Annotated in this window: 21 protein-coding genes; 13 read left to right on the top strand and 8 right to left on the bottom strand. The window is 46.5% G+C overall.

Going from position 1 to position 22,493, the window contains the following annotated elements; genetic code table 11:
- Nucleotides 1–92 precede the first annotated feature (92 nt).
- From L0660_RS04710 to L0660_RS04725, 4 genes are read right to left on the bottom strand one after another with little or no spacing between them, the layout of a single operon-like run.
- Entirely contained in the window at nucleotides 93–2,147 is a 2,055-nt protein-coding gene (locus tag L0660_RS04710; RefSeq protein ID WP_235158370.1) for an OmpA family protein, read from the bottom strand.
- On the bottom strand, nucleotides 2,144–3,427 hold the full coding sequence (locus tag L0660_RS04715; RefSeq protein WP_235158371.1) for a DUF4038 domain-containing protein: 1,284 nt from the start codon (nucleotides 3,425–3,427) through the stop codon (nucleotides 2,144–2,146). The genes L0660_RS04710 and L0660_RS04715 overlap by 4 nt, the downstream gene beginning before the upstream one ends.
- A 55-nt stretch (nucleotides 3,428–3,482) precedes the next feature.
- A complete protein-coding gene (gene rpe / locus L0660_RS04720) occupies nucleotides 3,483–4,130 on the bottom strand; it encodes a ribulose-phosphate 3-epimerase (RefSeq protein ID WP_235158372.1) in 648 nt (215 codons plus the stop codon).
- Between the two features lie 28 nt (nucleotides 4,131–4,158).
- Nucleotides 4,159–4,680, bottom strand: a complete 522-nt coding sequence (locus tag L0660_RS04725) for a Uma2 family endonuclease (RefSeq protein ID WP_235158373.1) — start codon at nucleotides 4,678–4,680, stop codon at nucleotides 4,159–4,161.
- 197 nt (nucleotides 4,681–4,877) lie between these two features.
- Here L0660_RS04725 and ligA point away from each other — a divergent pair, with 197 nt between their 5' ends.
- From ligA to L0660_RS04785, 12 genes are all read left to right on the top strand, one after another.
- Complete coding sequence (gene ligA, locus L0660_RS04730) at nucleotides 4,878–6,968, top strand: NAD-dependent DNA ligase LigA (RefSeq protein ID WP_235158374.1); 2,091 nt, start codon at nucleotides 4,878–4,880, stop codon at nucleotides 6,966–6,968.
- A 62-nt stretch (nucleotides 6,969–7,030) separates the two neighbouring features.
- On the top strand, nucleotides 7,031–7,921 hold the full coding sequence (gene dapA, locus L0660_RS04735; protein WP_235158375.1) for a 4-hydroxy-tetrahydrodipicolinate synthase: 891 nt from the start codon (nucleotides 7,031–7,033) through the stop codon (nucleotides 7,919–7,921).
- A gap of 7 nt (nucleotides 7,922–7,928) precedes the next feature.
- Nucleotides 7,929–8,987: an aminotransferase class V-fold PLP-dependent enzyme gene (locus L0660_RS04740; RefSeq protein WP_235158376.1), complete on the top strand. Its 1,059-nt coding sequence runs from the start codon at nucleotides 7,929–7,931 to the stop codon at nucleotides 8,985–8,987.
- 72 nt (nucleotides 8,988–9,059) lie between these two features.
- On the top strand, nucleotides 9,060–9,773 hold the full coding sequence (locus L0660_RS04745; RefSeq protein ID WP_235158377.1) for an NrtR DNA-binding winged helix domain-containing protein: 714 nt from the start codon (nucleotides 9,060–9,062) through the stop codon (nucleotides 9,771–9,773).
- An 88-nt stretch (nucleotides 9,774–9,861) separates the two neighbouring features.
- The gene (locus L0660_RS04750) at nucleotides 9,862–10,431 is read left to right on the top strand and encodes a MarC family protein (protein ID WP_233795800.1); all 570 of its coding nucleotides are present in this window, start codon (nucleotides 9,862–9,864) and stop codon (nucleotides 10,429–10,431) included.
- A 41-nt stretch (nucleotides 10,432–10,472) separates the two neighbouring features.
- A complete protein-coding gene (locus tag L0660_RS04755; protein WP_235158378.1) occupies nucleotides 10,473–10,937 on the top strand; it encodes a nucleoside triphosphate pyrophosphohydrolase family protein in 465 nt (154 codons plus the stop codon).
- Between the two features lie 36 nt (nucleotides 10,938–10,973).
- Complete coding sequence (gene pepT, locus L0660_RS04760; RefSeq protein WP_235158379.1) at nucleotides 10,974–12,209, top strand: peptidase T; 1,236 nt, start codon at nucleotides 10,974–10,976, stop codon at nucleotides 12,207–12,209.
- Nucleotides 12,209–12,844 carry a viroplasmin family protein gene (locus L0660_RS04765; protein ID WP_235158380.1) on the top strand — a complete coding sequence of 212 codons (636 nt, stop codon included), beginning with the start codon at nucleotides 12,209–12,211 and terminating at the stop codon, nucleotides 12,842–12,844. Before pepT ends, L0660_RS04765 begins: the two co-directional genes overlap by 1 nt.
- 7 nt (nucleotides 12,845–12,851) lie before the next feature.
- Nucleotides 12,852–13,574, top strand: a complete 723-nt coding sequence (locus L0660_RS04770) for a tRNA1(Val) (adenine(37)-N6)-methyltransferase (RefSeq protein ID WP_235158381.1) — start codon at nucleotides 12,852–12,854, stop codon at nucleotides 13,572–13,574.
- A gap of 60 nt (nucleotides 13,575–13,634) precedes the next feature.
- A complete protein-coding gene (locus tag L0660_RS04775; RefSeq protein ID WP_026630960.1) occupies nucleotides 13,635–14,603 on the top strand; it encodes a glycosyltransferase family 2 protein in 969 nt (322 codons plus the stop codon).
- Nucleotides 14,604–14,665: 62 nt separating this feature from the next.
- Entirely contained in the window at nucleotides 14,666–15,277 is a 612-nt protein-coding gene (locus tag L0660_RS04780) for an inorganic pyrophosphatase (protein ID WP_255699004.1), read from the top strand.
- A 100-nt stretch (nucleotides 15,278–15,377) separates the two neighbouring features.
- A complete protein-coding gene (locus L0660_RS04785; protein ID WP_235158382.1) occupies nucleotides 15,378–16,973 on the top strand; it encodes a peptide chain release factor 3 in 1,596 nt (531 codons plus the stop codon).
- Between the two features lie 72 nt (nucleotides 16,974–17,045).
- On the opposite strand, the gene L0660_RS04790 is transcribed toward L0660_RS04785, so the two are convergent.
- The 4 genes from L0660_RS04790 to L0660_RS04805 all read right to left on the bottom strand — a co-directional run bounded on the left by L0660_RS04790 (nucleotide 17,046) and on the right by L0660_RS04805 (nucleotide 19,271).
- Nucleotides 17,046–17,426, bottom strand: a complete 381-nt coding sequence (locus tag L0660_RS04790) for a DUF4890 domain-containing protein (protein WP_026630963.1) — start codon at nucleotides 17,424–17,426, stop codon at nucleotides 17,046–17,048.
- Between the two features lie 65 nt (nucleotides 17,427–17,491).
- The gene (locus L0660_RS04795; protein ID WP_235158383.1) at nucleotides 17,492–18,235 is read right to left on the bottom strand and encodes a DUF3307 domain-containing protein; all 744 of its coding nucleotides are present in this window, start codon (nucleotides 18,233–18,235) and stop codon (nucleotides 17,492–17,494) included.
- Nucleotides 18,232–18,870 carry a SatD family protein gene (locus L0660_RS04800; RefSeq protein ID WP_235158384.1) on the bottom strand — a complete coding sequence of 213 codons (639 nt, stop codon included), beginning with the start codon at nucleotides 18,868–18,870 and terminating at the stop codon, nucleotides 18,232–18,234. The genes L0660_RS04795 and L0660_RS04800 overlap by 4 nt, the downstream gene beginning before the upstream one ends.
- 113 nt (nucleotides 18,871–18,983) lie before the next feature.
- On the bottom strand, nucleotides 18,984–19,271 hold the full coding sequence (locus L0660_RS04805; RefSeq protein WP_235158385.1) for a hypothetical protein: 288 nt from the start codon (nucleotides 19,269–19,271) through the stop codon (nucleotides 18,984–18,986).
- Between the two features lie 171 nt (nucleotides 19,272–19,442).
- Between L0660_RS04805 and L0660_RS04810 the strand changes: the two genes are divergently transcribed.
- Nucleotides 19,443–22,469 (top strand): amidohydrolase family protein, encoded by a 3,027-nt coding sequence (locus L0660_RS04810; protein WP_235158386.1) that lies wholly within the window; start codon nucleotides 19,443–19,445, stop codon nucleotides 22,467–22,469.
- The last annotated feature ends 24 nt before the right edge of the window (nucleotides 22,470–22,493 follow it).

Below are 22,493 nucleotides of genomic sequence, written 5' to 3' on the forward strand. Positions count from 1 at the left end.
TAAAATTTCTGTATCGTTCTATTTTGCCCAAAAATTGGGAAACAGACCGAGTTGCCGCGAAATTAAGCAAAATTCCCTTTATAGGATATTTTTTAGATTTTAAGAATTGTAAACTCCACGCGCCGGTTCTTCTGGCGGGTCTGTTCAGTGAGGTTGCTGGCAATGGGTTTGGCTGGTCCCCAGGCCTTTGTCTGGATCCTTTTGCCGTCTACTCCTTTTGATAAAAGATATTTTTTGACCTGTTGCACACGGTCTTCCGCCAGCTTCACATTTTTTTGGACTTCGCCCTGATTGTCTGTATGTCCTTCCAGCAAAATTTCCATTGCCGGATAACTTGTCATAGCCGAAACAATCCTGTCCAGCTCCGGGTAAGACGACCGGATCACTTCGGCGCTGCTCTGCGCAAACATGGTGCTGCTAAGCCTGATCCGCTGCCCCGCTTTGATCGGTTGCAGATAAAGGTCTTTCCGGATGTTACGTAATGTGGTGTCTTTGGATAAATCAATTTCCTCAGTAAAAGGGAAATAGCCGTTTTCAGAGGCCGTAATGCGGTAAATTTCTTTCAGCGGCAAAATAAGCCGGTACTCGCCGGTTTCCGGGTCAAATGTTGCTTTTGTGAAAACATCATTGTTTTTCTTGATCTGTGCGATGAGGTCGGAACGCACAGCCTTGTTTGTTTCTGCTTCCAGGATGGTCCCGGAAATGATGGCCACCGGATCCGGGCGTGTCTCGGGAGTAAGCCTTACACGAAAAATATCTTCCTGCCCCGAAACCTTTTCGCTGGCACTGAAATAGGCATAATCACCCGTTGCAGGAACATTAAAATAAGCATCCCAAAGCGAAGTATTAATCACCGGGCCAAGGTTTTCAGGTTTCGACCAATTGACCCAGGTGTCGTCCAGCCGGCGGGTGAGGAACAAATCACCGGCTCCGTAGCCGCTGTGTCCGTGTGAGGAAAAATATAATGTTTTGTTGTCCAATGCCAAAAACGGAGTTCCTTCATAATCGGCCGTATTGATCACATTTCCAAGATGCAGCGGCTCCGACCAGCTGTCGCTCGATTGCAGAAAGGAAACATACAAGTCCTTTTTTCCTTCCGTATCGCTGCGCTCAACCGAGATGATCATCACATTACCATACGGCGAAACCGTGGTTTCCATGCTTTCGACCTGTTTGATCTTATTATTGCCCGTAATGCTTTCCCTGAGGTTGTTGATTTTGTATTCTTTGGGAAAAGTCCAGCCCGTCTTCGTCTGAAAACAGCGCGACAATCCTAACTCCATGGAGCCGTCCGGCCGGTAAACATTGATAACATAAATGGTTTTGCCGTCTGCCGAAATGCTTGTTATAGCATTATCAGCAGCATTATTGATCGGCGGGCCCATATTCACCGCTGCGCCCCAGACATTTTTTTCATTTAGTTTGGAATACCAGATATCCTGTGTTTCTGACGTGCCTACATTGCCCAGAAAATTGCCTCTCGTGAAATAAAGCGTTTTGCCATCGGGGGCAATAATAGGCGCAACTTCCTGGCCCTGACTGTTGATCGCCGCTCCCATGTTTTCACGTTTGGTTTTCAAAAGCGGCCCTTTTGCAATGTTAATGACAGCTTCAATGGGCGTCGTGTCGTCGGAAATGCCTATTGCATCGATTTGATTCGCTCCCGAAACTTTCGAAGGTTGCATCACAATCTTGATCGCATTGGCCAGGATATTCTGTTGTTTTGGAAAGATCCTGAACATTCTGCCTTTGACATTGAGCTGTGCTGCGGGTGTGTCGGAAATAAGAAATTCCTTCCCAGACTCATCATAGGCATACACCCGGGCAATGGCGCCCGGATTGAAATTTTCTGCGATAGCAACCTGTTTCAGGGAAATTGTTTTTTCAAAACCGACCTTAATCCACTCTTCATTCCGGCCATCCGGATCGGCGGGCATCCAGGCGCACGGACTATTCCCGAAATCAGGAAGCTTGTTAGGAATGCCGAGAATTTGTTTTGCGCGGAAGGCGTGCCCGTACTGCGCGGGCCGGTTTTCGGAAGAATAGCCCAGCACTTTATTAGCCCACAAAATCTGCTGACCGTATCCTTTATTTATAACAACTGCCGAAAGCAGCAGAAAAACGTTGAAGAGTAAGGTTTTATTCATTTTTTTGCTCCTATTAAGAGAATCCAATCCCAGCCCGGCTGTGAATCGGGTGGCTGAACAACCGCTTCCGGCGCAGCCCTAAACTCACCTCCTGACCATCTTTTTCCCGTGCGCGGACTATACCAGACGGCTCCAAAGTCCGTCCCGTTGAGATAATTGAGGTTAAGCCGCACCGGACGCGATTCGGGCAAGTATAACATGGACATTTTCTTATTGGATAAAGAAACTATGCCTATGTCAGCCTTATCGGTTGAATCGGGAAGCAGTTCTGAGATGTTTTCGGGTTGCATATATTCCCAGGGAATGCCTTTCAGGATTTTGACGAGTTCATGAATGTATTCCGCGCCGTCTTTATCGATGTTAACTTTCCATGTCGGGTTGAAATTTTTGATCGTGCTCATATGGCAAAAGCCCGCAGCAGCACTCATGATGGACTGGTAAGCCTGATTTCTGATCAAGACAGACTGATCCGTTATTTCTTTGGGGAACTCCGAATTGGCGATTAAAAATGGCCTTAATGCAACTTCGGCTGAGTTTTTTTGCCAGTTGGCCAGCGCCGCATACTCAGCGGGCGTCACCGTAGAATCCGGAATAATGAATTTTAGGTCTGATCTGACTTTTGAGCTGTCGTTCACACTCGAAGGCGAGCAAGTGCTCAGCGACGCTAGGATCTGACCTTCGGAAACGGAACGGATTCCGTCCGCAATAGCCTCAAACTGAGCGGCTGTCTGATATTCTTCCTCACTCACAATCCAGATCACATTGCTGTACTTGGCAAAATGCTTACCGACATAGGCACCGTAATATTTCCAAACCGTTGGATTTTGCGCATCGAAAATCGCATTCCAGCTTTTGCGGGAAACCACAATGCCCACGACAAGGTTACGCTCTTTTGCTGCGGCAATAATCTTGTCAAAATAGTCGAAATAGGGCTTATTGGGTTTTGAAATATCGTTATCCTGAAATGGAAGGGTCTTATTAAAATTCCGCTGATTGGGAAGTGCGGGCAAAAGCTGAACCAGGAATGTATTGAATGACTGAGACTTGCGCGCATCCATATAATGAATCGCATCGGTATAGCTCAGCTTACGCAGCATTTGCCAGGCCACATCGGCCACCATCAGGAACGGAACGCCATTATTATCGGTGATGTGGCGGCCATTCGGGCTGATTTTCAAAGGAAATTTAGCGACAGCCAGCTCCGGCCTTTGGGAGACATTAATAGCTGCCAGGCCGGACGCCGCGAAAATGCTGAAAATGAAGTATCTGAGCCACTTCATAGTCCTGGTCGGGAAAAATCTTTTAACATATCGGGGTGTTTCGGAACCTTGAAAATCAGCTGGTTTTCAGGTCGGTAATGGTTTTCAGCGGATCGTCCGAACTGAAAACAAAGCTTCCTGCAACCAGAATGTTCACGCCTTCTTTTACAAGCAAAGGCGCATTGTCAAGATTAACGCCGCCATCCACCTCAATCTTGAATGTGTAGCCAAATTTTTCTTTCAAAGCCTGTAATCTGGCAATTTTCTGATACGTGTTTTGTATAAATTTCTGCCCGCCGAAACCTGGATTTACGGACATAATTAGCACCAGCGAAACATCCCCCAGGATCTCCGAAAGCACTTCCACCGGCGTATGCGGGTTCAATGCAACGCCGGGCAACGCACCCACTTCCTTAATGTGCTGGATAGTCCGGTGCAAATGCGGACAGGCTTCGTAATGTACGGTCAGTATAGATGCGCCTGCTTTTGCAAATGCTTCCAGATAACGATCCGGCTGCTCGATCATTAAATGCACGTCCAATGGCTTTGTGGCATGCTTGTGAACGGCTTCACAAACGGGCATTCCAAAAGAAATATTCGGCACAAACATGCCGTCCATAATATCAACGTGTATATAATCTGCCTGGCTCACGTTCAGCATTTCTACGTCCCGTTGTAAATTCGCAAAGTCAGCAGCAAGTATCGAAGGAGCAATTTCCGCCATGAATTTTAAATCTTAGTTCAGGCCGAAATTAGAATATAATGTTCAACTTGAACGCCAAATCGCAAAATAATGGTGAGCTAACCACATCATTTTCGCCAAACGAAGCGTACATTTCATATCGGCCATTATTTAACACATAAATTTCCAAAACCCGCTTCTCCGGTTTCAAAAGCCAATATTCCTGCACGCCATAGCGCTCATAAATTTCTTTCTTAACAACCGTATCCATTTTAATGGTGCTTTTTGATACGATTTCGACTACCATATCCGGCACACCACGGATCCAGTCCTGGACAATGTCTTCTTTTTCTTTTGAAACAAAAATAAGATCCGGTTGCAGGCGATTGTAATCTTCTTCAAAAATAACATCGAACGGAGCATTCCAGATAGCACCCAAATCCCACTCTCTGACATAATTTTCAAGAGTCCATTGCAAATTCCGGGACGCATTCTGATGAGGCTTTTGTGGGCTAGGAGACATGATTTCCTCCCCGTTTATGATCTGTGAGAGATCCCAGTCCTGCCAGATGATTGTTTCTGTGCTTTTCATGTGCATAGCGAGTTTTTAGGAAAATTAATGAATTTTTGAAATGATTCATACGAGTTTGTGTATCAAAGAAAGACAAGTGTTTGATTTGTTTTTCCATTGATACGCGGTTTTCAAAAAAAGTAACGAAGGGCTGCACTATTTGAAATCGGCGCGAACGCTTCTTAAATTTGAGCACTATCTGTTTTAGCCGCCTTACCATGAACCCAGCACAACAAATCCAGGAGCTTGTAGACCAATTGCAGCATTTGAATTACCGTTATTACCAGGACAATGTTTCTGAGGTTTCGGATTTTGAATTCGATCAGTTGCTGAAACAGTTAAAGGCGCTTGAAGATCAATACCCTGAACTGCGGCAGGAAGATTCTCCAACGCTGCGGGTCGGTGGGACGATTACCAAGAATTTCAACACAGTTTACCATCGTTATCCGATGCTTTCGCTGGATAACACCTATAACGAGCAGGAACTAAGGAATTTCGATGACCGCGTGCGCCGAGGATTGGATGGGGAGCCGTATGAATACATTTGTGAGCTCAAATTTGACGGGATTTCACTGAGTTTTACTTACGAAAATGGCGTGCTCGTGCGTGGGGTGACGCGCGGCGACGGCACGCGCGGGGATGAGATCACCAATAATGTAAAGACCATCCGTTCGCTGCCATTAAGGGTAAAAGCTGAGAATGTTCCGCCTGTTTTTGAAATTCGCGGCGAAGGTTTTATGCCCATTACGTCCTTCCAAAAGCTGAATGAGGAAATGGACACATTGGGTGAAAATCAATATGCCAACCCCCGGAATGCGGCGTCGGGATCATTCAAGTTACAGGATTCTGCGGAAACGGCACGGCGCGGACTGGATTGCTATCTCTATTCTTTTCTTACTGACACAGAATTTTTCAAAAGCCACGAAGAAAGCTTGCTGGGGCTTAAATCCTGGGGTTTTAATGTTTCGCCGGGCTGGAGAAAAGTGCAGACCATTGATGAGGTTTTAGAATTTATTCATGAATGGGAGGAAAAACGACTGACTCTTCCGCTCGCAACGGACGGAATTGTAGTCAAAATCAACTCTTTTGAACAGCAGCGCGAACTCGATTTTACGGCTAAAAGCCCACGCTGGGCCATTTCATTTAAATACAAAGCTGAAAATAAACCCGCCGTCCTGCGCATCGTGACTTATCAGGTCGGGCGGACGGGAGCCGTGACGCCGGTGGCGAACCTGTGCGACATTACCGAACGCGCATTGCCTTACAGCAAAGTGAAAGGCGTTCATCTTTCAGGGACGCGCGTGAAGCGGGCTACATTGCACAATGCCAATGAAGTGCTGCGGCTGGGACTGGAAATCGGGGACACAGTTTTTGTCGAAAAAAGTGGTGAGATCATTCCGAAAATAACAGGCGTAGATATTTCACAACGCGAAAAATTCCCAACTGAACCTTTAATTTTTCCCACACATTGCCCCGAATGCGGCTCCGAATTACAGCGCAATGAAGGTGAAGTCGCCTTTTTCTGTCCCAATGACAGCCATTGCCCACCGCAACTGAAGGGCCGGATCGAGCATTTTATTCACCGGAAAGCAATGAACATTGAAAGTCTGGGCGAAGGGAAAATAGAACTGCTCTTCGATCTCGGCCTTGTGCGGACACCTGCTGATCTTTACGACCTGACTAATGAAACGCTTCTCGGCCTCGAAAAGAACATTCTTAATGAAGAAACGGGCAAGGTGAAGAAGATCAGCTTCCGCGAAAAAACGGTTGAGAACATTCTGAATGGTATAAATCTATCCAAAACGGTTCCTTTTAAAAATGTGCTTTTTGCATTGGGAATCAGGTTTGTGGGGGCGACGGTGGCTGAGAAACTGGCCGCTTATTTCAAATCCATGAATGCGTTGCGATTGGCCACTTACGACCAGCTCATTGCCGTCCCGGAAATTGGCGGAAGGATCGCGGAGAGCATTGCTTCCTATTTCAGCGTGCCCGAAAACCAGCAATTGGTGGCACGCTTGCAGGCTGCGGGCATCCAGATGGAAAGTGACGAAAAGCCTGTTGAACTCGAAAGCGACATGCTGGAAGGCAAAACCTTTGTGATATCCGGCGTTTTCGAGAATTTTGAAAGGGACGATCTCAAATTGAAAATCGAGGTCAATGGCGGCCGGGTCCTAAGCGGCGTTTCGGGTAAGCTCAATTACTTGCTTGCAGGCGATAATATGGGGCCTGCCAAGCTCGAAAAGGCGCGCAAATTGGGCGTTACCATTCTCAGCGAGGAAGAATTTTTAGCGATGATCGAGAATAAGTGATGAAAAATGGCTCAGAAAGCTAACTTTGTGTTTTAAATTTCAACCAATTATATAAGTAAATAATGCCATTGGACCAACGTTTCAAAGGGGTAGGAGCGGCGCTGATTACACCTTTTGATGAGCAGAATGCAATTGATTACCCGGGTTTGAAAAGACTGATCGACCTGGTAACAGAAGGCGGATCGGATTACCTTGTGGTGCAGGGGACAACCGGCGAATCGCCTACGGTAAATTCCCGCGAAAAGCGTGAGATCCTGGCATTTACAATTAAAAATAACTCCAAATCGCTTCCTATTGTCTACGGATTGGGCGGCAACGATACGCAATCCGTGCTGGATTGCATTAAGGAAACGGATTTTACAGGCGTGGACGCCATTCTTTCGGTTTGTCCCTATTATAATAAACCCACGCAGGAAGGCATAATCGCCCATTTTACGGCCATAGCAGACGCCTCTCCTGTTCCTGTTCTGCTCTATAATGTTCCCGGTCGCACGGTGATCAATATGAAGCCGGATACGATCGTTGCGCTGGCTGCGCATGCCAACATTATCGGCATTAAAGACGCCGGTGGTTCGATCGAGCAAAGTATGGAACTCGCTTCCCGCGTGCCGGATGATTTCCTGTTGCTTTCAGGCGACGATAACCTTGTAACGACCATGGTAAGCGTGGGCTGGCATGGTGTCATCTCGGTGATTGCCAACGCATTCCCGAAAGAATTTGGCGAACTGACCTGGCATGCATTGGAAGGCCGTTTCAAAGAAGCCTCCAAGTTGCAGCTTGCTTTCCTTGAATTCGACACCCTACTATACGTTGAATCCAATCCGGTGGGTATTAAAAAATGTCTGGAAATCAAAGGGATATGCAGCTCTGCGGTGCGTTTGCCGTTGCTGAAAGCTTCCCAGGCATTGGGTGAAAAGCTGGAAAAAGCAATGGTGCGCGAAGGCTTTATCTGATCTTAAAATGATAACCTTTTATCCGGGCCCTTCCAAAGTTTACGACGAGGTTGGCCGCTATTTGCAAGAAGCATTCGAGAGTGGCGTCATCAGTGCCAATCACAGAAGCACGGCTTTCATGCAAATGCTGGAAGACGCGATCCGTAACCTGAAAACCAAGCTGAATGTGCCTGATGATTACGAGGTTTATTTCGTTTCATCGGCAACAGAGTGCTGGGAAATCATCGCCGAAAATCTCATTTCGGATGCCAGTCTGCACATTTACAATGGTGCGTTCGGTGAAAAATGGATGGAATACACCCAAAAGCTGACGGGTTCTGCACGATCTTATTTTTTCGAAACCAACGAAGAGCCGGATCTAAATACGGTAACAAAGCCTGCTGCGAATGAAATCATTTGTCTGACACACAACGAAACTTCCAACGGGACTGCGCTAACTTCTGAGTTCCTGAACACATTACGTGCTCAATGTGAAAACATGATCGCCGTTGATGCCACTTCGTCGATGGCTGGCGTCGTGCTTCCCTGGGACAGTGCGGATGTTTGGTATGGGTCGGTTCAAAAGTGTTTTGGCCTGCCTGCTGGCATGGGCGTGATGATCGTCTCGCCGAAAGCCGTGGAACGTGCCATTGCCGTTGGCAACCGGTCGCATTACAACAGCCTGCTTTTTATCCGTGATAATTTCCTGAAATTTCAGACACCTTACACGCCGAATACATTGGGTATATACCTGATGGGTAGGGTTATGAAGCAGGTTCTGCCTATTGAAACCGTCGCGGAGCAGACGCACAAACGCGCGCAGGATTGGTGTAAATTCTTGCCTGAAAACGGTTACCGTCTTTTAGTGGAAAACGAGGCTGTCCGTTCAGAAACGGTGGTTGCGGTTAAGGATTCGAAAGAACGCATTGTGGCGATTAAAAAGGCGGCTTTGCAAGTCGGAATTGTGCTTGGGAATGGTTACGGGAAGGATAAGGAGGTCAGTTTTCGGATCGCCAATTTTCCGGCGATCACCGATAGCGAGATCCGGACATTAAAGGATTTTCTGGTTTCCTTCTCTTCAAAATAGCGAATGAGTAGTAATAGGGGCGATTTGCTTTATTAACTAAATATTAATTACTCACCCCCGCAGTATCAAGTTGTGCGATTAGATATATTAAAACAATATCAGGCCCAAACCAAGTGTCTGGTCGCTCTGGACTCCATTATTTTCGGTTTTGACGGCGAAGAATTAAAATTGTTATTGGTCAAAAGAGGCATCGAGGACGAGCATCACACGTGGTCCTTAATGGGCGGCTGGGTGCAGCCCGACGAAAGCCTTGAAGGTGCATCAACCCGCATTCTTTTTGAGCTTACCAACCTCACAGATATTTACTTAGAACAGCTCCATACATTCGGAAGCCCGCAGCGCGACCCGGTCGAAAGGACCGTTTCGGTGGCTTATTTCGCCTTGATCAATGTAGAGGATTACGATCATAAGCTTTCTAAAAACTTCGAAGCACAATGGTTCCCGATCCAGGAACTGCCCAAATTGCTTTTTGACCACGGTTCCATGGTTGAAATGGCCATTCAGCATTTGCGTTACAAGGCTTCCCAGCATCCGATCGGTTTTGAGCTGCTTCCTGAAAAATTCACCATTCCACAATTGCAGAAACTCTATGAAGCAATTTTTGGAACAGAATTGGATAAGCGAAACTTCTCGCGCAAGCTGCTTTCTACCAATTTGTTAGTCAAGCTGGACGAGAAACAAAAGGGCTTTTCTAAAAAGGGTGCTTTCTTCTATAAAATTGACGAGGAAAAGTATAAAAAGCAGTTCAACACATTCCTCAATTTTCTTCCCGGAAGCGCTTCCTAGGGCCTAAATTTTGGTTCGAATAGCATTAAGGGTTGTGTAAGCAGTGGGTTTTAAGCAACTTTGCGGACATATCACCTGGCATAGCCCCATGTTTAATTTCAAGGAAATCGTTTCCGTAACACTCATCCTTTTCTCGGTCATCGATATCCTGGGTTCGTTGCCCGTGATCGTGGATTTCCGCCGGAAGCTGGGCAAGATTGAATCTGAAAAAGCCACATTGGCAGCAGGGTTTATCATGGTTCTTTTCCTGTTTTTGGGAGAGCGTTTGCTGAGTTTGTTTGGAGTGGATGTGGCCTCATTTGCCATTGCGGGCGCTATTATCCTGTTTTTGCTTGGTATGGAAATGATTTTAGGCAGAAATATTTTCAAGCACGATAATCTAGATGTAGGCGTCGCTTCCATTGTGCCCATTGCCTTTCCGCTCATTGCCGGCGCCGCCACCATGACCACATTGCTTTCCTTGCGTTCGGCTTACCAAACGGAGAACATTCTGGTCGGCATTATGCTCAATCTTTTCTTTGTTTATCTGGTTTTGAAATCTTCTAACTGGCTTGAAAAAAAACTCGGACAAGGTGGGACAGACATTCTCAGGAAAGTTTTCGGGATCATCCTGCTGGCGATCGCGATCAAGCTTTTTAAGACCAATCTGGTGATTTAGAGCACATTTATATTTGAAATTTTTAATTAATACAAAAAGACATGCAACAATTGGACAGCCTTAACCAGGTCGCTGAATTTCATAAAACATTTAAACATCCCATTCTCGAAACGCCAACCATTCCGTCCGAAGAGCGGAGCCGGTTGCGTGTGGCGTTGCTGGCGGAAGAATTGAAAGAGCTGGAAGTGGCCATTCTGGAAAAGGACATTGTGGAAATCGCGGATGCGCTTTGTGACCTGCAATATGTATTGTCGGGGGCAGTTCTGGAATTTGGTTTAGGGGAAAAGTTCAGGGCTTTGTTTGATGAAGTCCAGCGTTCGAATATGTCGAAAGCATGCCTTAACATTGAAGAGGCCGAGGCGACTGTGGCGCATTATGAAGCCAAGGGCACGGATTGCTATTACAAAGAAGACAATGGCAAATATCTGGTTTACAGAAAAGCAGATGACAAAACATTGAAAAATATCAATTATTCGCCCGCCGATCTGACTTCCATCCTGAACTGATCGCGCAGGGATTCCTAAATATTAAATGCTGCTTTTATGACATCTGTGCTGGAACGTTTTCTTCGGTATGTGCAAATAGACACGCAGTCGGACCCGAATTCCGAGAGTTTTCCGAGCACTGCCAAACAACGCGATCTGAGCAATCAGCTTGTCGTTGAATTACAGGAACTTGGAATTGAAGATGCGCACCTGGACGAGCATGGTTACGTCTACGCGACCATTCCTTCCAATTCCGAGAAAACGGACATTCCGGTCATTTGTTTTTGCTCGCACGTGGACACGTCCCCGGACGTGTCAGGCGCGCATGTAAAGCCTATCGTGCATCACAACTGGAACGGCGCTGACATTGTTTTGCCGGACGATCCATCGCAGATTTTAAGAATGAGTGAACTGCATGATCTGGATCAACAGATTGGTAATGATATCGTTACAGCCAGCGGAACCACGCTTCTTGGCGCGGATAACAAAGCAGGCGTTGCTGAAATTATGGCTGCGGCAGAATATTTGGTCACACATCCTGAGATCAAGCACGGTAACATTCGCATTTTGTTCACGCCGGATGAAGAAGTTGGTCGCGGAACGGAGCATGTGAACATTGCGAAACTAGGCGCGGACTTCGGCTACACCGTTGACGGCGAGGCAGTAGGCACATTGGAAGACGAAACATTCTCGGCAGACGGCGTCAAAATCACGATTCACGGCGTGAGCACGCACCCGGGATACGCATTAGGCAAGCTCGAAAACGCATTGAAAATTGCCGGAGAAATTCTCGCTGCTTTGCCCAAAGATACATTATCCCCAGAAACCACCGAAGGAAAAGAAGGCTTTATCCATCCGACCCAAATCGAAGGAATCCAGGAACAAGTAACATTAGGCTTTATCATCCGTGATTTCACAGTTGAAGGATTGCTTGAAAAAGAAGCGAAATTGAAGGAGATTGCTGACAATGTGCTGGCCGGTTACCCGCATTCCAGCATGGAATTCAAAGTAACCGAGCAATATCGGAATATGAAGGAAATCCTGGACCAGCATCCGGAAGTTTTAGAAAATGCATTGATAGCGATGCAAAAAGCCGGTTTAGATCCAATCCAGCGCAGTATTCGGGGAGGCACTGACGGTTCAAGATTATCATTCATGGGTTTGCCTTGCCCTAATATATTTGCAGGAGAACACGCTTTTCATTCAAAACTCGAATGGGTGTCGGTTCAGGACATGGAAAAAGCAGTAGAAGTGATCGTAAACATTGCCCAGATCTGGGAAGAAAAAGCTTAATGGCGAAGAAAACAAAATACTACGTCGTCTGGCAGGGCAGGAAAACGGGCGTTTTTACGGATTGGAAAGAGTGTGAGGCACAGATTAAGGGTTTTGAAGACGCGCGTTACAAGTCCTTTGAATCCATACAAGAGGCGGAAGCGGCCATTCAGCGGAATTATTGGGAATTTGTAGCTAAAAAGGAAAACAAACCCGCGATCACCAAAGAAGCGCCCGCGAGCATTGGAAAACCTATAAAAAACAGCATTACCGTGGATGCGGCCTGGAATACGGCTTCGGGCGACATGGAATATCAGGGCATTTATTACCAGACCGGCGAACGGATTTTCTTGCAGGGGCCATTCAAAGACGCGACGAATAACATTGGGGAGTTTCTGGCGATCGTGCACGCATTGGCTTATTTGCAGAAAAAGGAAAGCGATCTGCCCATTTACAGCGATTCCAGAACGGCCATTGCCTGGGTTAAAAAGAAGCATGCGAACACTAAACTGGCGCTAACGCCGAGGAATAAACCTGTTTTTGAAATGCTGCAACGCGCCGAAAGATGGCTTGCGGCCAACAAATTTTCAAACAAGATCCTGAAATGGGAAACCGAATACTGGGGCGAAAACCCGGCTGACTTTGGTAGAAAATAGAACGGTTATGGCACGAAATTCCTCTTTTCGCTTCAAGAATTTTACGGTGCAGCAAGACAAATGCGCCATGAAAGTGTGCACCGACGCCTGCGTGCTGGGTGCCTGGGCCGATGTCGACGACGCCGACTACATTCTGGATATTGGAGCGGGAACGGGTTTGCTTTCCTTAATGGTCGCACAACGGAATTCCTATGGCATCATCGATGCCGTTGAAATTGACGCAGAGGCTTTTTACCAGGCCGGTGAGAATGTGGAAAACAGCCCTTATCATGACCGGATCAGGCTTTTTCACTCTGCCGTTCAGGAATTTACTTCCGAGCATAAATATGACGTCATTATCACCAATCCGCCCTTTTTTCAGTCCGATCTGCTTTCTCCGTTAGATAAAAAGAACATTGCCCACCACGCAAAATCGCTGGATTTCGCCGAATTACTGACTGCTATCGACACGCTTTTGTCAGAAAGCGGAAAGTTCAACATTCTTTTTCCGGTTGATGAGGGCAAACAGTTTTTGACAAAAGCATTGGCATCCGGCTGGGTTTTGACCAGAAAACTTACATTGTTTCACCAGGAAGGCAAGAGAGCATTTCGTCACCTGATGACCTTTCAGCGAACAGAACCGGTTCATAATAAGGACATTAACGGAGAACTTTACATATATGAGCTCGACGGGACGACTTATAATCAGCCGGCCAAGGATTTGCTCAAAGATTTTTATATGATATTTTGATCGGGAAAAACACGAACTTTGCCCGGTGATCCCGGTTTTGGGCTTTGCTATTATACATTCATGACTCTATCAGCTATCCAGATTTCCGTTGTCGTTCCGCTTTACAATGAGGAAGAATCATTGCCAGAACTCAGTGAATGGATTGCGCGGGTGATGAATGAAAATGGCTTTTCCTATGAAGTGATTTTTGTCGACGATGGCAGCAAAGACCGCTCCTGGGACGTTATTTCAAACATTTCACAAGAAAACCCGAACATTCGTGGATTGCGTTTTGTAAGAAATTATGGCAAAACGGCCGCATTGCAAACGGCTTTTCAGGCGGCAAAAGGCGAGGTGATCATTACCATGGACGCCGACCTGCAAGACAGCCCGGACGAAATCCCGGAGCTTTACAAAATGATCAAAGAGGACCGCTATGACCTGGTTTCGGGCTGGAAAAAGAAGCGTTACGACCCGATTACCAAGACTGTTCCTACCAAAATATTCAATGCGGCCACCCGCAGCATTTCCGGCGTTTCGCTGCACGATTTCAATTGCGGCCTGAAAGCTTACCGCAAGGAAGTGGTCAAAAACATTACGATTTACGGGGAAATGCATCGTTACATTCCGGTGATCGCCAAGTGGAATGGCTTCGGCAAGATCGGGGAGAAAGTGGTGCAGCATCGTCCAAGAAAATACGGCACGACGAAATTCGGACTGGAACGTTTCATTTTTGGCTTTCTGGATTTGCTTTCGATTGCCTTTGTGAATAAGTTTGGGCGCAGGCCCATGCATTTGTTTGGCAGTCTGGGAACACTCATGTTTTTTCTGGGAAGCATTATAGCTTTCTGGCTTTTAGGCAAAAAGATTTACAACATTTACCATTTGCAGCCCTATCGGAATGTCACCGATAATCCGTTGTTTTTTCTCGCCCTGGTTGCGATCATGGTAGGTTCACAGTTGTTTCTTGCGGGCTTTCTCGGGGAATTATTTGTAAAACAATCTGTGTCAAAAACAGGAGATTATAACATTGCAGATAAGGTCGGTTAACCCCCACAATCAACGTTATTAAAAAATTTATCCATTTAAAAAGTATTACTATTACACAAATAATGATCGCTAACGTACACAAAGCACATCCCTGGCATGGAATCCCGATGGGGGATAATGCACCGAACCTCGTAACTGCCTTTATTGAGATTGTTCCTACCGACACAGTTAAATACGAAATTGATAAAGCAACGGGCTATCTGATGATCGACCGCCCGCAAAAATATTCCAACATCGTTCCGGCACTTTACGGATTTATCCCTAAAACGTACTGCTCAGAAAAGATCGCAGCGCTTGCCCGCGAGCGTTCGGGAAGAGACGTAACGGAAGGCGATGGTGACCCGCTGGACGTTTTGGTTCTTTGTGAAAAAATCATTTCGCACGGCGACATTCTTTGCACTGCGAAGCCTATCGGCGGAATCCGTCTGATCGATGGTGGTGAAGCAGATGACAAAATCATTGCCGTTTTGAAAGGTGACGAAGTCTACGGCGGTTTTTCCGATCTTAGCGAGCTGCCGGAAGGAATTGTAGAGCGTTTGAAACACTACTTCCTGACTTACAAGAATTTGCCGGGTGAAAAAGCCCACATTGAAATTACCAATGTATACGGCAGAGAAGAAGCACACGAGGTGATCATGACTTCCGTGGAAGATTACAAGCATTCATTTTACTGAGATCCGGTCTGAACACCGATCGTTTCTTAACAAGATAATTTAGAGCCGTCCCGGTTAGGGGCGGCTTTTGTTTATTCTTATCTTTGTGCAAATTTTAGATATGAGTAATTTAGAAGAGATCAAGAAGCGGCGCACATTCGCAATTATCAGTCACCCAGATGCTGGTAAAACCACACTTACCGAAAAGCTGTTGCTTTTTGGAGGCGCGATCCAAACGGCGGGCGCGGTAAAATCCAATAAAATCAAAAAGACCGCTACTTCCGATTTCATGGAAATTGAGAAGCAAAGGGGAATTTCGGTCGCAACTTCGGTAATGACCTTTGAATATAAAGACCTGCTGATCAATATTCTGGACACGCCTGGTCACAAGGACTTTGCAGAAGACACCTATCGCACATTAACCGCCGTGGACAGCGTTATCCTGGTGATTGACTGCGTAAAAGGCGTGGAGGAACAGACCGAAAGGCTCATGGAAGTGTGCCGGATGCGGAACACGCCGGTGATTGTTTTTATCAATAAGCTCGATAGGGAAGGCCAGAATCCGTTTGAATTGCTGGATGAGCTGGAAACAAAACTCAGCATCCGCGTGCGTCCTTTGACGTGGCCGATCAATATGGGGGCTAATTTCAAAGGCGTTTACAGCTTGTACGAGCAAATGCTTTATTTCTTCAAAATCAACAAAACCAAAATCGAAAATGATGTTGCGAAAGTGAGTCTGGAAGATGAAGGTTTGGTGGATCTGCTGGGAGAAAGAGATGCTTCGCAATTGACGGAAGATGTGGAGCTTGTGGAAGGTGTTTATGACGTGTTTTCGGAAGAAGCTTATCAAAAAGGCCAGTTAGCGCCTGTTTTCTTTGGCAGTGCGATCAATAATTTTGGTATAAAAGAACTGCTGGACACATTCTGCGAAATCTCACCCATTCCGCAGCCACGTCCGACGGATGTGCGTGAAGTGTCACCTATGGAGCCAAAATTCACCGGTTTTGTATTTAAAATCCACGCAAACCTAGACCCGCGTCACCGTGACAGGATTGCTTTTTTAAGGATTTGTTCAGGGAAATTTGAACGTGGTAAATTCTATAAACACGTCAGAATGGGTAAAGATGTCCGTTTTTCTTCTCCCTTTACATTCATGGCTTCGGCGAAAAGTGTAATGGACGAAGGCTTTCCCGGTGATGTTGTAGGACTTTATGATACAGGAAGTTTCAAGATCGGCGATACATTGACGGAAGGAGAAAACCTTCAATTTTCAGGGATTCCGAGCTTCTCGCCGGAGATCTTTAAAGAGTTGATTAACCTGGATCCGATGAAGTCCAAGCAATTGGAAAAAGGCATTCAACAACTTACAGATGAAGGTGTTGCGCAACTTTTTACATTGGACTTAGGAAACCGTAAAATAGTAGGGACGGTTGGAGAACTGCAATTTGATGTAATCCAATATCGCCTCGAACACGAATATGGCGCAAAATGCCGCTGGGTTCCGATGAGCATTACGCGCGCTTGCTGGCTTACCGCCGATGAAAAGCCTGCTATGGACCAATTCATCCGCCTCAAAGGAAACCAGATTGCCTACGATAAAGATAGAAACCCGGTTTTCCTGGCAGAATCTGAATGGATGATCCGTATGAACCGGGAAAACAATCCAGCCATCCATTTTCACTTCACGTCGGAATTTAAGACCGAAATGGCGATATAACTTGGAATGTTATAAATAGAAAAGGGTTGGATATCGTTGGATTCCAACCCTTTTTATTTGACTAAAGAGAGCTTAATTTTCGCGCGGTCCTCTGCTGCTGCCACCGCCCCGACGATCGGCGCCACCGCGCCTATCTTCCAGCATGGTTTTGTATTTTTCCTGTTGCTCCACCGTCAGTATTTTCGCGACTTCGTTGTTGTAGGTTTCCATCGAAGCACGCATTTGCTCGCGGTCGGCGGTTTGGGCATCCCTTAACTCCTTCATTTTCTGCGTTCTCGCCAGCGTCAGGTTGTAGACCTGCTTTTGCTGATCTTCGGAAAGGTTCAGCTTTTCGGTCATTTGCTTGGTCTGGTTTTCTGCGCGTTTTTCAGGCGTCATATCAGAATCCTGGCGTTGGGCGAAGGCTGCGATGCTGAAAAGAGCCATTAGCATGGCCAACATTGTCTTTTTCATGGTTATCAAATTTAGATACCCAGGTTAGAGCAATTTGTTGCAGCAAGGTTTAATTGTGTTGGATTTTAATACAATGTTTTCACCACCAGCGCCACTGCGATCGCACAAGTGTAGCTCATCAATGTCCCCACCAGCACATATTCCGACTTTTTACTAATGTAGGCTGCTGAAATTTCCCCGCTGGCAGATTTGTCATTATAACGCAAAAGCGACTTCGCAGCAATCAAAAATCCAATGGCTGAAAACTGACTAACCAGCACAAAAACAAAGATCAGCAGCCTTTCCGACATCCCTATCCAGCGTCCGGCATTGGCCAGGTTATCATCTGCATTAGGCGCCAATGCAGCCAGTTCTTCGCGCCAGGGTTTGGTAAGGATGCCCACAAAAAACGAAATAGGAGAGAGTGAAACCAGCGCGCCAGTGAAAATGGCGAGCGTTTTGGTAGTGAAAAGCCAGGTTTTGAAAGTTTCCACGCCAGCCGGTAAAGCACTGGTGATAATAAGCGCGGTAAGCGCAATGCTGATCACGTGAGCAACCTGATCGGCCACAAACCAGATCAATGTTCCCTTTTTATCAAACGCGATTTTTGCAATGTCAATCAGGCCGTGAGCCACGCCTAACGCGAGAGCAGGAACCGGATTGGTCCAGTAACCCAGCACGACGTAAGAAACAACGATGACAAGCGCAATGTGGAGATAAAAGTATTTGGAGCGGAAAGATTTTTCTCTTTTTTCAATGACCCATTTCGTAGGCTGCCAGTAGAAATCGACAAGAATGTGTGCGAGCAATAATTGGAGAAACTCGATCATGATTTTGTTTTTGTGTATAGTGATAAATGTTTGGGAAAGGTAGCAAGAAAATTTTCAACTGCCCACCATTTTGAAGAGGCCACACGCTGACTGGCGGCAGGCTGACTGATGCCAAGCTGCTCGGAAATCTGGTTAATGTTCTTTTTCAAAAGTAAAGCCACAATCACCTCGCTCTGAGCGGTTGTCCAGTTCTCAATAAGTGTTTCTAAAAGATCCAATGTCGCATTCAGCGGCTCAGAAGGCGTTGGCAATGCAATCCCGATCCGCGCTTTTTGCTTCCTGATATTGTCGGCCAAATGCCCCGACAATCGAAATGCTTCGCCATCGGATGTGCCCGCGCGGTCGGTTAGCTGCTCTGCTTTTCCTATGCCAATCGCTACGCGTAAATCAGTGTTTTTGGCGTGTGTGCGCATATTAGCGCGGGCCAGAATGGCGGCATACATGGCTTCGTTAGGGTTTTTCAACACACCCTGAAAGCTGTCCCCGCGATATATTTCAGGTTTCAACACCCAGTCAAAGGCTGGATTTTCCCGTAACAAATCGATCATTTCGCTTAGCCATTCGGTGGTCTGTTCTCGTGAGAAAAACGTTGAATTGACCATATCAGCGGTGATTACAGCATAATGCTTTTTCATAAATATAAGCTTTTTGCCTTATAATGGTTAAATATAAGGTAAAAAGCTTATATCAGCCAAATATAAGGTAAAAAGCTTATATTAACTGAATATAAGGTAAAAGCCTTATATTTTTAAAGCATAGCATGCGCCAAAGCTTCCCATTCTTCTTGCAAGGAACCCTTAAAAACAGACTTTCCGGCGCGCTTGTACCAATAACCGGCATTCCAGGTGTCGCCTTCTACGCGGTGCAGATACGCATGCAAATGATCATAAACGGGCGTTCCTTCTTTGCTTTGGGCAATGTTATGAGCGGCTTCCCAGTCATCTTTTGCTGCATACCAAAGCGCTTTAAGCGGCTCTGAGACTGTTTCTGGTGGTGAATCCTGGGAAAGGGAATCTTTAAAATCTTGATAGTCCATATTTTTGAAAAGCTAAATAGTCATTTGAAAACACAGCGACAAGATGCAAAAAATAGGCAACATAACAATTCCCCGCGGCAATTGTAACTTCCAGTGAAAATGCCCTTTAAGCCCTGATTTGTCAATTTAACTTGTATATTGTAGTTCCGAACTGCAATTAAATCCCAACCTATGTTTAAACAATTATCAGCCCTGCTGACCTGTCTTACGATCGGCGTGATCGCGCATGCGCAGGAGACTTTCCCCCAAAACGGAGCCTATGACGACCGGCCGGGGCGCTATGCTTTTACAAACGCAAACATTGTTGTCGATTCCAAAACTACGATCCTGAAAGGGACCATGCTCATTGAAAACGGGATCATCCGTGAAGTGGGCAAGCAGGTGAAAATTCCTGCGGGCACCGTGGTGATGGATTTGAAAGAAAAATACATTTACCCTTCCCTCATTGACCTGGATTCGGATTATGGAATGCCGGAAGTGAAGCGCGAGCGGACGGGAGGAGGCAGGCAAACGCCGCAACTGGAATCCAATAAAAAGGGTGCATTTGGCTGGAACCAGGCTATTCAGCCTGAAAATGACGCGAGCTTAATGTTTACTCCCGACGCTAAAAAAGCCGAGGAGCTTCGCAAAATCGGTTTCGGGACCGTGCTTGTTCACCCACATGACGGGATTGTGCGCGGAAACGGCGCAGTAGTAACATTGACCGACGAGGCTGCCAACAAAGCAATGTTGAAACGAAAAGCGTCGGCCCATTATTCATTCAGCAAAGGCACTTCTTCACAGACTTACCCATCGTCTACGATGGGCGTAGTAGCGCTGCTAAGGCAGAATTATTACGATGCCGACTGGTATGCCAAAACAGAAAAAGCCAAGGAAACCAATCTTTCGCTGGAAGCATTCAACCAGATCAAAACCCTTCCTTCCTTTTTTGAAACCAATGACAAATACAGCATTCTGCGTGCGGATAAGGTCGGTGATGAGTTTGGAATACAATACATTATCAAAGGCGGAGGCGACGAATATCAGCGCATTAAAGAAATTAAAGCCACGAAAGCAACATTGATTCTGCCCCTTCAATTTCCTGATGCTTATGACGTTGCCGATCCCTGGGACGCGGATCTGGTGAGCGTGGCACAGCTGAAACATTGGGAAATGGCCCCCAAGAATGCATCCGAAGTTGCGAAGGCCGAAATTCCATTTGCATTCACGGTTTCCGGCTTGAAAAACAAGGGCGATTTTTGGAAAAATATAAAAATGGCCGTGGAGTACGGCCTGCCGAAAGAAAAGGCCTTGGAAGCATTAACGACCATTCCTGCTAGCCTGATCAAGGCGGAAGGGCAGGTAGGGAGCCTGAAAAGCGGGTTGCTGGCCAACTTCATCATCACTTCCGGTGATCTGTTTGGGAAAGACAATGTGATTTATGAAAACTGGATTCAGGGAAAGCAATTTGTACTGTCGGCCATGAATGCGCCGGATGTTCGGGGGACTTATGCGCTCTCGGTGAACAACCAGCCTGCGGGCAAATTGCAGATCACTGGTGGATTAGATAAGCCTGAATATAAGATCATTGTGCAGGATTCGGTGAAAGTAACGCCTAAGGTTATCTTGTCGGACAAGTTGCTGACGATGACTTACCAGGCTGATAAAAGTGCGGGAACGACGCGCCTGACGGGTTGGCTCGCCGGACCAAATATTTCCGGGGAAGGCATCTTGCCGAACGGGAATGTTGTCCCCTGGTCGGCAACATTATCCGAGAAATATCAGCCTGCTGCAACCAAAGATTCCACGATAGCCAAAGTGAAGGAAACCGGGCCAGTTTATTATCCTTTTGTAGGCTTTGGAAATGAGAAATTGCCTGTGGCGGAAACGGTTTTGATCAAAAACGCGACGATCTGGACCAACGAGAAAGAAGGCATTTTACAGAATGCAGATGTCCTTGTTCAGAATGGTAAGATTGCGAAAGTAGGTAAGGCATTGTCGGCGCCTTCGGGAGCAAAAACCATTGACGGAACAGGCAAGCATTTGACCAGCGGCATTATAGACGAACATTCGCACATTGCGCTCTTTACCATTAATGAAGGCGGGCAAACGAGCTCTGCCGAGGTGAGAATGAGCGATGTGATCAATCCGGATGACGTGAACATTTATCGCCAACTGGCGGGTGGCGTGACGACTTCTCATTTGCTGCATGGATCTGCGAACTCAATTGGCGGACAAAGTGCGTTGATTAAGCTGAAATGGGGTGCAAGTCAATCTGAAATGCTGATTCCCGAGGTGAAAACGATCAAGTTTGCTTTGGGAGAAAATGTGAAGCAATCCAACTGGGGCGACATTGTTCGCACGCGTTTCCCACAAACCAGAATGGGCGTGGAGCAAGTGTTTTTTGATCATTTTTTGAGAGCAAAAGATTATGCTGCCCAGTGGAAATCCTATAATGCGGGTTCCAAAAAACAAGCCGCGAATGCGCCAAGACGGGATATTGAACTGGATGCATTGGCCGAAATCCTGGCGAGCGAACGCTTCATTACTTGCCATTCGTATGTGCAGTCCGAGATTAATATGCTCATGCATGTAGCTGATTCCCTGAATTTTAAGATTAACACATTTACCCACATTCTGGAAGGTTACAAGCTGGCCGACAAGATGGCGAAACGTGGCATTGGCGGCTCTACATTCGGTGACTGGTGGGCTTATAAAATGGAAGTCAAAGAGGCGATTCCATATAATGCAGCATTAATGTATCATGAAGGCGTAACCGTGGCGATCAACTCCGATGACGCCGAAATGGCGCGCAGACTGAACCAGGAAGCGGCTAAAACGGTGGAATATGGTGGTGTGCCGGAGGAAGAAGCCTGGAAAATGGTGACGCTGAACCCTGCGAAATTGCTGCATGTGGACAATCGCCTGGGAAGTGTGAAACCTGGAAAAGATGCTGATCTGGTGCTCTGGAATGCGCATCCGCTTTCTATTTATGCAAGACCTGAGTTTACGATGGTGGAAGGCGCCGTTTATTTTGACAGGAAAAAAGATGAAGAAAAGCAGAAAACAATGGCTTTGGAACGTGAGCGGCTGATCCAGAAAATGCTGGGCGACAAAGCCGAAGGAAAACCGACGCAAAAACCACAAGCTACGCAGCCCAAAATGTGGCATTGCGAAGACATTGTAGGCGTTCACACCGAGCACGAAACAGGACATTAATCTTCTTAATCATCAGGATTCCAA

It is taken from the genome of Dyadobacter sp. CY351, from assembly GCF_021502625.1.
GTDB lineage: Bacteria > Bacteroidota > Bacteroidia > Cytophagales > Spirosomataceae > Dyadobacter > Dyadobacter chenhuakuii.

Coding starts and splice junctions, on each gene's coding strand:
- L0660_RS04795 (WP_235158383.1), bottom strand. CDS start 18,235: ATGATCGAGTTTCTCCAATTATTGCTCGCACACATTCTTGTCGATTTC.
- L0660_RS04810 (WP_235158386.1), top strand. CDS start 19,443: ATGTTTAAACAATTATCAGCCCTGCTGACCTGTCTTACGATCGGCGTG.
- L0660_RS04750 (WP_233795800.1), top strand. CDS start 9,862: ATGTTTAATTTCAAGGAAATCGTTTCCGTAACACTCATCCTTTTCTCG.
- L0660_RS04780 (WP_255699004.1), top strand. CDS start 14,666: ATGATCGCTAACGTACACAAAGCACATCCCTGGCATGGAATCCCGATG.
- L0660_RS04725 (WP_235158373.1), bottom strand. CDS start 4,680: ATGAAAAGCACAGAAACAATCATCTGGCAGGACTGGGATCTCTCACAG.
- rpe (WP_235158372.1), bottom strand. CDS start 4,130: ATGGCGGAAATTGCTCCTTCGATACTTGCTGCTGACTTTGCGAATTTA.
- L0660_RS04805 (WP_235158385.1), bottom strand. CDS start 19,271: ATGGACTATCAAGATTTTAAAGATTCCCTTTCCCAGGATTCACCACCA.
- L0660_RS04755 (WP_235158378.1), top strand. CDS start 10,473: ATGCAACAATTGGACAGCCTTAACCAGGTCGCTGAATTTCATAAAACA.
- L0660_RS04775 (WP_026630960.1), top strand. CDS start 13,635: ATGACTCTATCAGCTATCCAGATTTCCGTTGTCGTTCCGCTTTACAAT.
- L0660_RS04790 (WP_026630963.1), bottom strand. CDS start 17,426: ATGAAAAAGACAATGTTGGCCATGCTAATGGCTCTTTTCAGCATCGCA.
- L0660_RS04770 (WP_235158381.1), top strand. CDS start 12,852: ATGGCACGAAATTCCTCTTTTCGCTTCAAGAATTTTACGGTGCAGCAA.
- L0660_RS04740 (WP_235158376.1), top strand. CDS start 7,929: ATGATAACCTTTTATCCGGGCCCTTCCAAAGTTTACGACGAGGTTGGC.
- L0660_RS04710 (WP_235158370.1), bottom strand. CDS start 2,147: ATGAATAAAACCTTACTCTTCAACGTTTTTCTGCTGCTTTCGGCAGTT.
- L0660_RS04765 (WP_235158380.1), top strand. CDS start 12,209: ATGGCGAAGAAAACAAAATACTACGTCGTCTGGCAGGGCAGGAAAACG.
- dapA (WP_235158375.1), top strand. CDS start 7,031: ATGCCATTGGACCAACGTTTCAAAGGGGTAGGAGCGGCGCTGATTACA.
- pepT (WP_235158379.1), top strand. CDS start 10,974: ATGACATCTGTGCTGGAACGTTTTCTTCGGTATGTGCAAATAGACACG.
- L0660_RS04785 (WP_235158382.1), top strand. CDS start 15,378: ATGAGTAATTTAGAAGAGATCAAGAAGCGGCGCACATTCGCAATTATC.
- ligA (WP_235158374.1), top strand. CDS start 4,878: ATGAACCCAGCACAACAAATCCAGGAGCTTGTAGACCAATTGCAGCAT.
- L0660_RS04800 (WP_235158384.1), bottom strand. CDS start 18,870: ATGAAAAAGCATTATGCTGTAATCACCGCTGATATGGTCAATTCAACG.
- L0660_RS04715 (WP_235158371.1), bottom strand. CDS start 3,427: ATGAAGTGGCTCAGATACTTCATTTTCAGCATTTTCGCGGCGTCCGGC.